Annotated in this window: 13 protein-coding genes and 4 tRNA genes; 1 reads left to right on the forward strand and 16 read right to left on the reverse strand. The window is 41.6% G+C overall.

The annotated features are described in order from the left end of the window. The first annotated feature begins 39 nt into the window (after positions 1-39). Positions 40-831 (forward strand): TorF family putative porin, encoded by a 792-nt coding sequence (locus tag F903_RS15080; RefSeq protein ID WP_005198334.1) that lies wholly within the window; start codon positions 40-42, stop codon positions 829-831. A gap of 117 nt (positions 832-948) precedes the next feature. Here F903_RS15080 and F903_RS15085 read toward each other — a convergent pair whose 3' ends face one another. The 16 genes from F903_RS15085 to F903_RS15160 all read right to left on the reverse strand — a co-directional run bounded on the left by F903_RS15085 (position 949) and on the right by F903_RS15160 (position 13909). After that, the gene (locus F903_RS15085) at positions 949-2124 is read right to left on the reverse strand and encodes a zinc-binding dehydrogenase (RefSeq protein ID WP_005198336.1); all 1176 of its coding nucleotides are present in this window, start codon (positions 2122-2124) and stop codon (positions 949-951) included. Between the two features lie 347 nt (positions 2125-2471). Next, positions 2472-4076: a GMC family oxidoreductase gene (locus tag F903_RS15090; protein WP_005198338.1), complete on the reverse strand. Its 1605-nt coding sequence runs from the start codon at positions 4074-4076 to the stop codon at positions 2472-2474. A 287-nt stretch (positions 4077-4363) separates the two neighbouring features. Then, positions 4364-4831 carry a DMT family transporter gene (locus tag F903_RS15095; RefSeq protein ID WP_005198340.1) on the reverse strand — a complete coding sequence of 156 codons (468 nt, stop codon included), beginning with the start codon at positions 4829-4831 and terminating at the stop codon, positions 4364-4366. A 321-nt stretch (positions 4832-5152) separates the two neighbouring features. Beyond that, positions 5153-5229 (reverse strand) — tRNA-Pro (locus tag F903_RS15100). 18 nt (positions 5230-5247) lie between these two features. Further along, positions 5248-5323: transfer RNA gene (locus tag F903_RS15105), tRNA-His, on the reverse strand. Positions 5324-5361: 38 nt separating this feature from the next. Beyond that, a tRNA-Arg gene (locus tag F903_RS15110) sits at positions 5362-5438 on the reverse strand. Positions 5439-5508: 70 nt separating this feature from the next. Further along, positions 5509-5585, reverse strand: a tRNA-Pro gene (locus tag F903_RS15115). Positions 5586-5717: 132 nt separating this feature from the next. Then, on the reverse strand, positions 5718-6782 hold the full coding sequence (gene nadA, locus F903_RS15120) for a quinolinate synthase NadA (RefSeq protein ID WP_004669832.1): 1065 nt from the start codon (positions 6780-6782) through the stop codon (positions 5718-5720). A gap of 139 nt (positions 6783-6921) precedes the next feature. Further along, positions 6922-8154 carry a bifunctional glutamate N-acetyltransferase/amino-acid acetyltransferase ArgJ gene (argJ, locus tag F903_RS15125; protein WP_005198343.1) on the reverse strand — a complete coding sequence of 411 codons (1233 nt, stop codon included), beginning with the start codon at positions 8152-8154 and terminating at the stop codon, positions 6922-6924. 347 nt (positions 8155-8501) lie between these two features. Beyond that, a complete protein-coding gene (locus F903_RS15130) occupies positions 8502-8990 on the reverse strand; it encodes a methylated-DNA--[protein]-cysteine S-methyltransferase (RefSeq protein WP_005198345.1) in 489 nt (162 codons plus the stop codon). Positions 8991-9056: 66 nt separating this feature from the next. Further along, on the reverse strand, positions 9057-9374 hold the full coding sequence (locus F903_RS15135) for a DMT family transporter (RefSeq protein WP_005198346.1): 318 nt from the start codon (positions 9372-9374) through the stop codon (positions 9057-9059). Between the two features lie 159 nt (positions 9375-9533). Next, entirely contained in the window at positions 9534-10076 is a 543-nt protein-coding gene (locus F903_RS15140; protein ID WP_005198348.1) for a hypothetical protein, read from the reverse strand. A 1-nt stretch (position 10077) separates the two neighbouring features. Next, the gene (locus tag F903_RS15145; protein WP_005198349.1) at positions 10078-10581 is read right to left on the reverse strand and encodes a hypothetical protein; all 504 of its coding nucleotides are present in this window, start codon (positions 10579-10581) and stop codon (positions 10078-10080) included. Positions 10582-10663: 82 nt separating this feature from the next. Then, complete coding sequence (locus F903_RS15150; RefSeq protein ID WP_005198351.1) at positions 10664-11554, reverse strand: copper resistance protein B; 891 nt, start codon at positions 11552-11554, stop codon at positions 10664-10666. Further along, complete coding sequence (locus F903_RS15155) at positions 11541-13382, reverse strand: copper resistance system multicopper oxidase (protein ID WP_005198353.1); 1842 nt, start codon at positions 13380-13382, stop codon at positions 11541-11543. The genes F903_RS15150 and F903_RS15155 overlap by 14 nt, the downstream gene beginning before the upstream one ends. 101 nt (positions 13383-13483) lie before the next feature. Beyond that, positions 13484-13909 carry a hypothetical protein gene (locus tag F903_RS15160; protein ID WP_005198355.1) on the reverse strand — a complete coding sequence of 142 codons (426 nt, stop codon included), beginning with the start codon at positions 13907-13909 and terminating at the stop codon, positions 13484-13486. Between the last annotated feature and the right edge of the window lie 10 nt (positions 13910-13919).

The raw sequence follows: 13919 nt of genomic DNA on the forward strand, positions 1-13919 counted from the left end.
TAGCGATCTAAGGTGCTGCCAACCATTAGGAAAATTCAAATGAAAAGAATTTTATTCACAATCCCTTTCGGCTTTTTTTTACACACGGCTCATGCAACCGAGTCAACCACTGAAACCGTATCACCGTTTAGTGCCAATCTCACCGTTGCAAGTCAATATGTATCACGCGGCTTTCAGCAAACATGGAGCAAACCAGCCCTACAAGGCGGTCTTGATTATGCACATCCGAATGGCTTGTTCGTGGGTACATGGGCATCGACGGTAAGTGATCACTTTATTCGCGACGCTTCTGTAGAGTGGGATGTTTATACGGGTTATTCGCGTAGTTTTGGTGATCTTTCTCTCGGTGTCACTGTCGCTTACTATTTTTATCCGGGTGCAGAAACCACAGCGGAAACAGGTCATACCAGTTTTGACTATGGTGAAATTATTCCAGAGATTGCTTATGGACCCGTCACCGTCAAATATGCAGTGACTTATACCCAAGATTATTTTGGTAATAACTCAAAGACTTTAGGTGTAGGAAATGATCAGCACTCACGTGGTTCAGGCTATTTAGATGTCAATTGGCATCAACCGTTAGGTCAAGGTTGGTCTGCCGATGCTCATTATGGCAATCAACGTATTAAAAACTTTTCAGCAGCAAGCTTTCAAGATGCCAGTTTCTCGGTCAATAAAGAACTGCCTTATGATCTTGCAGCTAGCCTCATGTATAGCAAAGCATGGGACAAAGAGGATTATTACAAAGAATACAGTAATGGTAATCCGAATGCCCGAGTCTCAGACCCAATTGATTCGACTGTGACATTTTCCCTCACCAAAAGCTTTTAAGTGCTCAATTTAACTAAATTCCAATATCTGCTGAGACAGAGATTGCTTAGGCTATTTTAGTCACTTAAAACAAAAAAGCTGCTATTTCCAAAAATAGCAGCTTTTTTTGAATTTCTTTTAAGCTTTAATCAACTGAATATCCGATCCTGCTCGTTTTGGATCAATCAAGATTTTTGCATGTTGCTCTGGATCACGTAATGCATCAAAGGCATTGCTTACCCCTTCCAAACCAACCACACCTGTAATCAGTGGTGAAACATCAATTTTACCTTCGGCAATCATATGCAAGGTGTCACGGAACTCCAGTGGCGTATAACCCAGCACATACTGGATTTCTAGTTCTTTATTGATTGCCAAAGCTGGTTCGATCTTATCGCTTTGCATACAAACACCAACCCCCACAATACGTGAGAACAGTGGTGCACCCTCCAATATCTGCTGCATGATACCTGCCACACCAACACACTCAAAAATCACTGGGCGCTTCGGTAACAAACCGAGTTTGTCACCCACACGCATTGCATTGACCCATGGCAATGAGAAAGTCTGAACTTTATCAAAAATCCCCATGCCCATATTAATTGCTTCAGAGACATTACCCAGCAAACCAAGCTCTTTCCAACTGCTAAATGGAGATTGTTGTTTAGGATCAATCAATATATCTGCACCGCATTGCTCAGCCAACTTACGGCGATTTGGTGAAAAATCACTGGCAACCACGGTTTTTACACCCATCGCTTTGAGCATAATAATCACACCCAAACCAACTGGACCACAACCGATTACGATTGCTGGCTCATTTTTCTTAATTCGGCTACGACGGACCGCATGTAAGGCAACAGCCATAGGCTCAGTCAGCGCAGCACGATCCGCATCTAAACCATTGGGAACTTCAAACATCAAACTGGATTGAACTAGAACTTGTTCTGCATAACCGCCTGATGCACTTGGTGAAAGACCTGTTGGCACATATCCTTGTGGATCAACATTGAGCAATGGCATCGCACAAACCAAAGTGTCTGCTTTTAATTTACGGCGTGTTTTTGGACCATAATCTAAAACCTTGCCACAGAACTCGTGTCCCAATATAAATTGATCTGAGGATTTGGCTACACCATTAAAACCGACTCGCGCTGCCAAATCATGCATGTGATCACAGTGATGTTGCATATGTAAATCAGAACCACAAATGCCACAACGCACGACTTCAAGTAATACCTGCCCTTTCGCTGGGACTAATTGGAGACTGTCTTCCAGCTTTAACTCAGCGTTATGACAAATCAGAGACTTCATAGGTTGCTTTCCTTATTTTTTTATTGCATTTGTTCGCTTTTCAGATTTTTGATCTACTGAAACAGTATAGCCAACAAAATCTTGCCTAATATTGACAAACTGCATTGTCAAAATCTATGGCTTAAATATCAATATCTCTATCAAATCAGGTCAGCAAGAAAAGTATTGTCTCACAGTTATTATTGTTAAACCCATACAAGCTCTCTCTACGACTTAAAAATTATAATTTTAGCTTTCCACGTATGTTAGAAACACCACGACACCCTATTGAAAATGAAACGGCGTAGGGGCGAATTGCATTCGCCCTCTATAAATAAAAATTCGCCTGATTTTGATGAAAATTGATTTTATTTCCAAGCCTGACGAATCATATCAACTGCCTTTTCAGCAATCATAATCGTCGGTGCATTGGTATTACCATTGACCACGGTTGGCATAATTGAAGCATCAACCACACGAAGACCATCAACGCTATAGACTTTAAGCTCAGGATCAACCACTGCCATCTCATCTACACCCATCTTACAGCTACCGACAGGATGATAAACCGTATCTACACGCTGACATAAAATCTCACGAATTTCATCATCTGATTTCACATTCGCAGTAAACATATCTTCTTTGATCTTTTCATTTAAAGCAGGTGCTTGCATAAGCTTTTGGGTGACTTTAAAGCCATCCACCATATCTTGAAGATCTTGCTCATCCTCAAGAAACTTAAAATCAATTAATAAAGGATCATCCACGTACTTACCACTGAGTTTGACTGAACCACGCGCACGTGGATTCAACAAACAAACATGACACGAGATACCATGTCCAGCATGCATTGTTCTCGCATGGTTATCCACAATAGCGATCACGAAATGTAACTGCAAATTCGGCTTGTCTAGTTCAGGTCGCGTTTTTAAGAAGCCACCACATTCAGCATAATTGGTGGTAATCAAACCGCGACGTTCTTTACGATAGCGTCCAATTTGTTTAACTAAATCTAAGCTTCCACCTAAAGATAAGCCAAATGTACCCTCCATCAGTTTGGTTTTATAAGCAAAAATAAAGTCTGGATGATCGTGTAAGTTCTCACCTACCCCTGCCAAATCTTTTATGACTGGAATACCATGCTTTTCTAACTCTTGGCGTGGACCTATGCCTGACAGCATCAATACTTGCGGCGATTGAAATGCGCCAGCTGACAACAACACCTCTTTGTTGGCTTTAACGATCGTGGTTTGGCTTTTTTGTTTATACTCGACCCCAATCGCACGGCCATTTTCGATAATGATACGGGAGACGGTCGCATGGGTAATCACTTGTAAGTTAGGACGTTTACCTAAATAAGGCAATAAATAGCCTCGTGCAGCACTCCAACGTTCACCATTTTTTTGAGTGACTTGATACACGCCTAAACCTTCTTGTTCAGCGCCATTAAAATCATCATTGAGTGGATAGCCAACCTGTTTTGCCGCTTCAATAAATGTTTGCTGATATGGATTATCTGAATTCAACTCACTGACATTCAGTGGACCATGCTGCCCATGATATTCATTTTTAATGCTTTCGTTATGTTCTGATTTTTTAAAATATGGCAACACTTCATCATATGACCAGCCGGTATTTCCCAGTGCAGCCCAATGATCATAATCATCACGATGCCCACGGATATACACCATCGCATTGATCGCTGAACTCCCCCCCAAGCATTTACCGCGGGGTTGATAGCCTTTTCGTTGATTCAAACCCTTTTGTGGAATCGTTTCGATTGCCCAGTTATTCAGTTTAGTTGGAATACTAATCACAGCCGCCGCAGGTGTATTCACCAACCAGCTATTTCCATCGCCGCCAGCTTCTAATAAACATACAGAAATGTTTGGATTTTCAGATAACCGCCCAGCCAATACACATCCTGCTGAGCCACCACCAATAATTACAAAATCAAAAGCTGTTTGTATCATTTCTATCCCTATTTTTTCTTTTTAAAAAGTGCGTGCATTATGCAGAACATGGTATTTAAATACTGTTGTCGTTGTCTAACTGACTTAAATCATAAAGTGCAAAATAGCGTGTTAACAATCAAATCACAATAGCCAAATCCTGCAAGACAGTTGCAATAAATAATCACTCTGATCAAAGCATTAAGCTATCAATACTTTTTCTGATTTTTCATAATTTAAATTTTCGATTTAATGACAAGATATCTGAATCATTTATTCATCGTTTCTCAGCCATACTTACAATATTTTTAAGCTGTCGAATGTCTATATTCGCTATAGATCATGATCAATCCTCCCATAAAAATAAGTCCCAGACCAAATAATCTAAGACCATCTATTTTTTTAATCTGCATTCCGAGAAAACCGCTACTATCAATTATTGTGGCAAAGATCATTTGACCTAAGAAAATCCAAAGTAATGTATTGGTTGCCCCAATATGTGGAGCAGCTAAGAACATGCACAGGATATAAAGTGATCCTAATAAGCCAGATAGCCACATCCACCATGAGGTTTGTTGGTACAACGGCGGCTTAATACTGCCATCGACAAATAGTGCAATAACCAATGATGCAATCGCCCCACCAACATATAAGAAAAATGTTGATTGTATTTGAGTGGCGCCACTTGCTTGACGGAAGGCATTAATCATTGCCAATTGTAGCGGTACGATGAGCCCACCCAAAAGACTAATAAAGACATAGTTTATGTTATGCATGCACTCACTCTCTTTAGAATTTTTAAAACTGATTTATAGAGTAGGAATGAAATACAATGAGCTATCAACTTTCGATTCATATCTCATATTCTGACCGAGCGAATATCAGATCATTTTTTCGGTCTGTTATATAACAACAGATAAGAAAGATAAAATACTAGCTTGAAATTGTGACAAATAAATCCATATTTAAACGTTGGTCATTTAAATGAATCAATGAAAACAGGAGAGACTTGATCAAGAAGCGAGTGAGAATTACCTAAAAATTTAGACACAAAAAAACCGCTCATTTAGCGGATTTTTATTTCATCTTTAAGATGATGGTCGGAACAGTAGGATTCGAACCTACGACCCCCTGGTCCCAAACCAGGTGCGCTACCAGACTGCGCCATGCTCCGATACTCTCTATAAAAGAGTGGGGTGAATGACGGGATTCGAACCCGCGACAACCGGAATCACAATCCGGGGCTCTACCAACTGAGCTACATCCACCATAACATACTTTTGATTCTATGTACCAAGCTACCAAATGGCGCGCCTGACAGGATTCGAACCTGTGACCATCCGCTTAGAAGGCGGATGCTCTATCCAACTGAGCTACAGGCGCATAACCGATGATAAAACTATCATGCGATACTTGGCCGATCCTAAAACAATGTTTTTCAACATGTTTTAATTGGTCGGAGCAGTAGGATTCGAACCTACGACCCCCTGGTCCCAAACCAGGTGCACTACCAGGCTGTGCTATGCTCCGATCTATCTCAGCTTTTATTGTATCGCACATCGTGCGGTACGGTGTGCATTCTAGGCTTGACGTTGCATCACGTCAACACCTAGTTTTAAAAAAAATGATTTTTCCTTATCAAATGTATATTTAACAAACATTTTAACGCTTTAACGACGCGCTAAAGTTCAACATTCGATCTAAAGGTAATTTGGCACGTTCAGCCAATGCTGGATCGACGTGTATTTCTTGATCGCTATGTTGTAACACATGCAAAATACCATCTAATTCATTCATTGCCATCCAAGGACAGTGCGCACATGAACGACATGTTGCACCCTCACCTGCTGTCGGCGCTTCAAATAACTCTTTATCAGGCGCAGCTTGTTGCATTTTATAAAAAATGCCTCGATCTGTTGCCACGATCATTTGTTTCTGCGGCAATGTCTGTGCTGCTTTGATCAATTGCGAGGTACTTCCCACCGCATCTGCAATATCCACAACCGCTTCAGGCGACTCTGGATGGACTAAAACAGCAGCATCGGGATAAAGTGCTTTCATCTGAATAATGCCCCGTGCACGAAACTCCTCATGCACGATACACGCACCATCCCACAACAACATTTCTGCGCCTGTTTTCTTCTGAATATAACGGCCCAAATGTTGGTCAGGTGCCCAAATAATTTTTTCACCTAAACTGTCTAAATGCTCAATAATCTCGACCGCACAACTTGAAGTTACCACCCAATCCGCACGTGCTTTTACTGCTGCTGAAGTATTGGCATACACCACCACAGTATGATCAGGATGTTGATCGCAAAATGCAGAGAACTCTTCGACTGGACAACCAATATCAAGTGAACAGGTTGCCTCTAAAGTTGGCATCAGCACCGTTTTTTCAGGCGATAAAATTTTTGAGGTTTCGCCCATAAACTTAACCCCAGCAACCACAAGTGTCGTCGCTGGATGGTCACGACCAAAACGTGCCATTTCTAATGAGTCAGAAACACAACCACCAGTAAGTTCAGCAAGCTCTTGTACATCAGGATCACAGTAATAGTGTGCGACCAATACCGCATTTCTTTTTTTAAGCTCGGCTGCGATTTGAGCAAACTTCTGTTGTTTCACTTCTGGGCTTAGGCTATTGTCCTTTGGCTCGCCCAAACGATCTAAATGCGTCTGCACAATATTTTTGGCGTCGTTCGCAATTAAATTCGCATCATTCATAAAGCGTCTTCTCTATCCTGCGCGCTTGCATCACTGCAAACTGATAACGTGGGTATCTGTTGAGATTTGGGATTAAACACATCCACAAACAAGCGATATAAAAAAAGCCTCACTGTGGAGGCTGCATTATAACGCAAATTTACGAACGATAATCGGCATTAATTTTCACATAGTCGTAAGAAAAGTCACAGGTGTAAACGGTGTCCTGTGCAGTACCTCGTCCAAGATCAATACGAATAGTGATTTCTTTCTCTACCATCACTGCCGCGCCCGCTTCTTCGGTATAGTCTGGATTTGCGCCACCATCTAAGCAGATTTGTACATCACCCAACCAAACTTGAACCTTACTGCTGTCTAAATTAGGCACACCGGCTTTACCAATTGCCATCACGATACGTCCCCAGTTTGGATCTGATGCAAATAAAGCCGTTTTGATCAATGGTGACTCAGCGACACTATAGGCAACATCACAACACTCTTGAGTATTTGCCCCACCTTCAACTTGAACGGTAATGAATTTGGTTGCACCTTCACCATCACGTACAATCAGCTGTGCGAGACGATTCATCATCCGAGCAAGTACATCGAGTACCTGTTGATAACGTGGATCATCTTGGCTTTCAATCTCAGCACCACCAGCTAAACCTGTTGCAACAAAAATACAGGAGTCATTGGTTGAGGTATCCCCATCAATGGTAATGCGGTTAAATGAATGCTCAACCGTTGTTTTTAGAAGCTGCTCAACCAATGCTTTTGCAATCGGAGCATCTGTGGCAACGAAACTCAACATCGTCGCCATGTTCGGGCGAATCATACCCGCACCTTTACTAATACCGGTCATGGTATAAGTGATGCCATCGAGTTTAAATTGTTCAGATGCACCTTTCGGTGTGGTATCCGTGGTCATAATCCCTGATGCAGCATCTACCCAATGATTAGTATTTAGATCGTTCAACGCAGGTTGAATACCTTGAACCAAACGTTCAATTGGCAACTGCTCACCAATCACACCTGTTGAAAATGGCAAAATCTGATTGCTTTGCACACCTGTCAATTCAGCAAGTTTGGCACAAGTTGCTTCGGCATTTTGATAGCCTACAGTGCCTGTTGCGGCATTGGCATTGCCTGTATTAATAATCAGGTAACGTGGCTGCTTTTGTGAAGTGCTTTCAGCCAAATGTTTTTTACTGAGTAAAACTGGCGCAGCTGCAAATGCGCTTTGGGTAAAGACCCCTGCTACATTTGAACCTTCAGCAAATTCAAAAATGACCAGATCTCGTCGGTTTGGATAACGTACATACGCCTCAGTTGAGCCAATTTTTACACCCTGCACCACATGCATAAGTGGCATCGTTACGTCACCAACAGCCATTTTTAAACTTCCATTCATTGAGCTTTAAAGATTTTAGCTTGATATTCAATTAAGAGATCTATCTCATCGGAGTCTTGCCGAACATTCATCCAATTTTAGGATAAGCCTTCGGCTCGACCTACTTTTCTTTCGGGAAAAGTAGGCAAAACCATTTGTCCCCCGCAAAACCTGTTCATTTTTTGCATCTATTTAATTTAAATTATAAATACAATAACTTACACATTTTTAAACCACGCAGGTTGCGGTTGACATTTCCGCGTATCAAAAATCTACTAAGGTTTATATATCAAACCTTACCTTAAAAGCTTATGCTAAATAATCAAAAAAATCGAGTTTTTATCAATAAACTAAGCAGATTTACTTTGCTCTAAACTGAGTAAAATCTGCTTCTTATCCAACCCACCTGCAAATCCTACCAATGCCCCACCAGAACCAATCACCCGGTGACACGGCGCAATAATTGAAATTGGATTCTTGCCATTGGCAGCACCGACCGCACGTACTGCTTTCACATTGCCAATCTGTAGCGCAATATCCTTATAACTACGCGTTTCACCATAAGGAATGGTCAGCAAAGCATTCCAAACGTGTTGTTGAAAGTCTGTACCCTGAAAATCCAAAGGCAAATCAAATTGCTGACGTTGTCCTGCAAAATATTGTTGTAATTGTTGTTTCGCTTTGAGCAGCATCGGATGTTGAGTGTTCTCTAACAACGTTGCCAAGCGTACGCGCTTATGATCTTCATTGTCCCACATCACCGCAACTAAGGCGTGATCATGCGCAACCAGTTTTAATGTACCCACTGGAGAATCCATATACATATAAACCAGTTGCATGAAAAAAGCTCCTTTACACTACTTCAATCGTAGCTCACCCTCTTTAATAAAGAGGGGGAGTTTGTCTTAATTTGATGAAAGTTTCATCAAAACTAAACCAGATACAATCAGTACCGCTGCGATCATTCGCATAGCCGTCATAGGTTCATTTAATACCATAATACCGATAACAAATGATCCGATTGCACCGATCCCTGTCCAAACGGTATAAGCAGTGCCCAACGGCAAAGTTTTCATTGCTGTCGCAAGTAAACCGAAACTCAAAATCATAAAAACGAGGGTAATCACTGTCGGAGTTAAACGAGTAAAACCCTCTGACAGTTTCATTGAATACGCCCAAATAATTTCGAAAATACCTGCCAAAATTAAAATTGCCCACGCCATTTTTTCTCTCGTGTATAGCAAGGGTTGGGTCGTCCCAACGTGATTCTTTATTGAGAGGTCGTCCTACTCAACCCAATAGTATAATTTATAATCTTGCCATCATGTGAATTATTATGTATCTAAACGATGCTTATTCAATGGCTTACTTATACCAAATACTCAATACCAAACCACACTATCGACTCGCATCAACTCACATGCCCCACTCCCCGTATCTTCACGTGACAAGGAACTCCGCCAACGCCATCCATCAGGTGCCTGAATTTCAATTAATGCACCTTTCAAATTAACCAAATCATCTTTTTTAATTTTCTTAAGCTGTTCGGCGACCTGTGCAGTTGCAGGCACGATATGCATATTGGCACTTTGTACTGCGATTTCGCGTAACGAGATGGGAGGCTGTGCATCAACACGCCAATAATACCAACGATTTCGTTGTGAAATATCAACATGTTTATAGATATCGGGTTTCGCCATATCGCCCCAACCGACCGCTAAATCAATTGGAGAAAACTCAGCCTCTCGCCCCGAATGATAATCTTTGCGTGAAAGCACACGAAAGGTACCTTCATAAGACTGTAATTCTACGATTTGCACACCCTGTGCAGTAACCTGAGTGAGATTGGGTACAGGTTTAAGCCAATTGGTCCAAACCAGCCAAATCAATGCAAAGCCCATAAGGCCATACATCCATCTCGGCATATTATTTATCCTTTTTGCTTCGCAATGCTTTAACCCATTGTCTAAACTTTTCTAAAATCACATATAAAAATTTTTGAGCTGCTTTTAAATAAAATCCGACTCTTTCTTGTTTGTTGCTCAATTCATCAGATTGTTGTGGTTTGAAGTTTGCAAGTTCCAATGGCTCGTAATGAGACATTGTTTGCTGTAATTCTGCACCTAAGTTCAATGCTTGTAATACAGCCGTGACCTCATCAATTGAGTCATCGTGATAAAGGGTTAAATGACGTACATCTAAATCAATATTATGTTCTACCAATATCGCAGCAAAAGGAATCAGTGCTTTTCTGACACGTTGAGCCTCCACAACACTACTCATCTGTGGAATATAATAGTAACTCACGTACATACTGCCATCGGGTGCAATCAACTCTAATTGCGACGCTAACGTATCTTGGGTACGCCCGACCTTTTCAGATTGCTTTGTTCTTTCTGTTATTCGATTGTCTTGTTGTTCTAAAGCCATTGATGCACCATAAATGACTCAAAAAAGATACTGCTAGTATAAACCAACAGTATCTCAAAAATGTTAAAAATTAAGCAAAATATCAGAACTTTAGCGTAACACCAGCACCGTACAATCCACCTTTTTCACGCTGCGATGCGGTTTGCCATTCCGTCTGCTTTACACCTTTATGATAAGCGTAGGCAACATCTATAAACGGCATCACTTTTTTACTGATTTCATAACGCATTTGTACGCCCGTTTGCAGCTTAGATAGACCTGTTTTACGTGCATATTTAGATTCATCATTCAATACCACATCTACATTGAGATAAGGCTGAGCAATCAATTTTTGAGTAAACAAGAAATCACGACTTGTTTCTAAACTCAGCTGCCAACGCTGATCCTGCCCTGCATAAAGATAAGCTTCTGTTTCAAAGAAATAGGGTGCTAAACCATGTACGCCAAATACAGCACTCCATTGATTCTTATCTTGCTGCTGTTCAGACTGATATTGATAACGGACACCTGCCTGTACATCCCAAAAATCTGCAATATTACGACTGTACAATACCTTTGCTTCAGTGTCAGCTTGCTCGGATTCAGCCTTTTCTAAATGGGCTTTGATAAAAACTTTATTCTCATCAGTGCCCACCCAAGTTTTTAATTCAGTACTGGCACGTCCTCGTCCGTCATCATCCACAGTCCAAGCACTCTCCAAACTGGTCGCCTGATAAACTTGCCCGCCATGTTCTAGCCGATGATCATGCTGCCCATGTGGAGTAATCTGAACTTGCTGTGTTGGGGTGATTGGATGGTGTGAATGATCCATTGATGCAGATGCATTTGATTGCATACTTGATTGTGACTGCATCATTTGATGATCATGGCCTCCATGTGCCGAGGTCAATAGACTGATCGAGGACATGAGACCACCAATAAAAACCAATTGAGTATATCGTTTGATCTCAGAAGATCGCTTAATGATGTGCATGGCTCTCTCCTTGAGAAGATTGAACAGGGCTGGTTTTTTGCTTTACGGTTTTTGAATCATCGACATTTGCAACAATCAACTTACTCATCATGCCTGCTGACATATGGAATAATAAATGACAATGAATCGCCCACTCGCCCAATTCATCCGCGGTAAGCATGGCAGTGACCGTTTGACCCGGTGGAACCACGATGGTGTGTTTATTGGGCATATTGGCTGCAGTTTGCCCATTTTCTAGTTGCATAAACATGCCATGTAAATGCATCGGATGAGCCATCATGCTTTCATTGACGAATTTCAAACGAATGCGCTCACCATACTGTACTTTCAACGGTTCAAAATCTTTGTCACTAAACTTCTTCCCATCGATGGTCCAAATATAACGTTCCATGGTGCCACCAAGACGAATCACCAATTCTCTTTCGGCTGGTCGGATATCGGGCTGCGGTGTTAAGGATTTCAGATCAGCGTACTGTAACGCTTTATGTCCCACAGGCGTTGCTGCATTGGCCCAACCAAATACTGTTTCAGGTTTTGATTTTTCATTACGAGCAGTTGTCTGCTGTTGATGGGTGCTATGATCCATTTGGTCATGAGCATCATGATTCATCTGCGCGTGGGTACTATGATCCATTTTGGCCATCTTCATTTGACCATGCGCACTGTGATCCATCTCGTGGGTACTGTGATCCATTTCAGCCATCTTCATTTGACCATGAGTGCTGTGATCCATCTGAGCATGCGAACCATGCCCCATATCATCCATCGTCAATAATGAACGTGGACGTGGTTTAGGCATTTCAATCGTATGCTGATGCTGAGTTTGAATTTCATTATGTAACGAAGCGATGGCAAAACCCGAACGATCAATGGATTCAGCTTCGATTTGATAATGTGGCTGTTTTGGCTCAAGCAGCACATCATAGGTCTCCGCTGCACCAATACGAAACTCATCGACTGCTACAGGTTGTACTGGCTGACCATCCGCACTCACCACCGTCATTTTTAAGTTTGGAATACGCACATCAAAAAATGACATAGCCGAGGCATTGATAAAACGCAGACGAACTTTTTCACCTGTTTTAAATGCGCCCGTCCAGTTCTGTTGTGGTGTTTTTCCATTTACAAGAAAAGTATAGCCTGTGACATCAGACAAATCCGTTTTAAGCATCCGCATCTGATTCCACATTGAACGGTCTTGCCATGTCGCTTTTAGACCCTGTTGTTTGACTTGTTTCCAAACATCGGCAACCGTTTCACGTTGATTCTGATAATACTCCGCAGATTTCTTAAGATTTGCCATGATCTGATCGCTGTCCGTTTCATGGAAGTCAGAGAGCATCACCACATAGTCACGCTGTGCTTTTTCATGTGCCGCAACAGGCTGTTTGCCTTTTGGATAAATCACCAGTGCGCCATATAGCCCATCTTGTTCTTGTCCCTTGCTATGTGCGTGATACCAATACGTTCCATTTTGACGTACCTTAAAACGATACTCAAAACTGCCATTTGGCTGAATGCCTTGGAAACCATTAAATCCTGGCACACCATCCATCAGACCGGGTAACAGTAAGCCATGCCAATGCAAAGAAGTATCTTGATCTTTTAATTGATTATGGACATGGATGACCGCTTCATCGCCCTCTTCAAACTCTAAAAGCGGTGCAATAAATTTACCATTTACCGTCATGCGTTTGACTGGTTTCCCAGTAATGTTGACCATCTCTTGATTGATATTGAGATGATATTCTTTAATCGCAGCCCAACTATAGGGTGCAAACAATAGGCTTAGACTGGTAACAACGCCGGCGTATATTTTTGAAGACATGATATTTTCCTAATCTAATAAAACTGACTTTAAGCGGTATAAATTTCCACTAGACCCAAGCCAAATATGGCGCAAGGAAAAAGAGGGAAACTTAAAGCAGATCAGGCTTTAGGAGGGCGTAATATCTCTTGCCAATATCCAGCAAGATGTCGGGCTTGATAGTCGGTATTTTTATGCGTATGCAGCTCTAACAACACTAAGGAAGAAAGCTTCGGCGTCTGTTGATCTAACGCAAAGTTTGTCGTTTGACAATGTGTTGGACTATTGCAGTCCTGACAAGGCTGACCATCTTGCAAATGTGCTTCATGACATTTTGCTGAAATCGAAACATCTGTATCGGACATGTGCATCTGATGATGTTGATCTGCCAAGTGCTGTTCGTGACACGACATCGTTTTTGTTGTTATATCCGGTTTTTGTTCAAATTGAATCGCTGGAACTACAGCAGCAACCACACCACTTCCCCCAATGAAAAATATCATCAGGAATACAAACCACAGTTGTTTGTATTGTTTGCGAAGTTGCACTGAATGTCCT

The sequence above is a fragment of the Acinetobacter sp. NIPH 298 genome, assembly GCF_000369505.1.
GTDB lineage: Bacteria > Pseudomonadota > Gammaproteobacteria > Pseudomonadales > Moraxellaceae > Acinetobacter.

What these genes read in the sequence shown, in the direction of transcription:
- F903_RS15080 (WP_005198334.1), top strand. Translation starts at nt 40, where the DNA reads ATGAAAAGAATTTTATTCACAATCCCTTTCGGCTTTTTTTTACACACG.
- F903_RS15155 (WP_005198353.1), bottom strand. Translation starts at nt 13,382, where the DNA reads ATGTCTTCAAAAATATACGCCGGCGTTGTTACCAGTCTAAGCCTATTG.
- argJ (WP_005198343.1), bottom strand. Translation starts at nt 8,154, where the DNA reads ATGGCTGTTGGTGACGTAACGATGCCACTTATGCATGTGGTGCAGGGT.
- F903_RS15090 (WP_005198338.1), bottom strand. Translation starts at nt 4,076, where the DNA reads ATGATACAAACAGCTTTTGATTTTGTAATTATTGGTGGTGGCTCAGCA.
- F903_RS15085 (WP_005198336.1), bottom strand. Translation starts at nt 2,124, where the DNA reads ATGAAGTCTCTGATTTGTCATAACGCTGAGTTAAAGCTGGAAGACAGT.
- F903_RS15150 (WP_005198351.1), bottom strand. Translation starts at nt 11,554, where the DNA reads ATGCACATCATTAAGCGATCTTCTGAGATCAAACGATATACTCAATTG.
- F903_RS15145 (WP_005198349.1), bottom strand. Translation starts at nt 10,581, where the DNA reads ATGGCTTTAGAACAACAAGACAATCGAATAACAGAAAGAACAAAGCAA.
- nadA (WP_004669832.1), bottom strand. Translation starts at nt 6,782, where the DNA reads ATGAATGATGCGAATTTAATTGCGAACGACGCCAAAAATATTGTGCAG.
- F903_RS15095 (WP_005198340.1), bottom strand. Translation starts at nt 4,831, where the DNA reads ATGCATAACATAAACTATGTCTTTATTAGTCTTTTGGGTGGGCTCATC.
- F903_RS15140 (WP_005198348.1), bottom strand. Translation starts at nt 10,076, where the DNA reads ATGCCGAGATGGATGTATGGCCTTATGGGCTTTGCATTGATTTGGCTG.
- F903_RS15135 (WP_005198346.1), bottom strand. Translation starts at nt 9,374, where the DNA reads ATGGCGTGGGCAATTTTAATTTTGGCAGGTATTTTCGAAATTATTTGG.
- F903_RS15130 (WP_005198345.1), bottom strand. Translation starts at nt 8,990, where the DNA reads ATGCAACTGGTTTATATGTATATGGATTCTCCAGTGGGTACATTAAAA.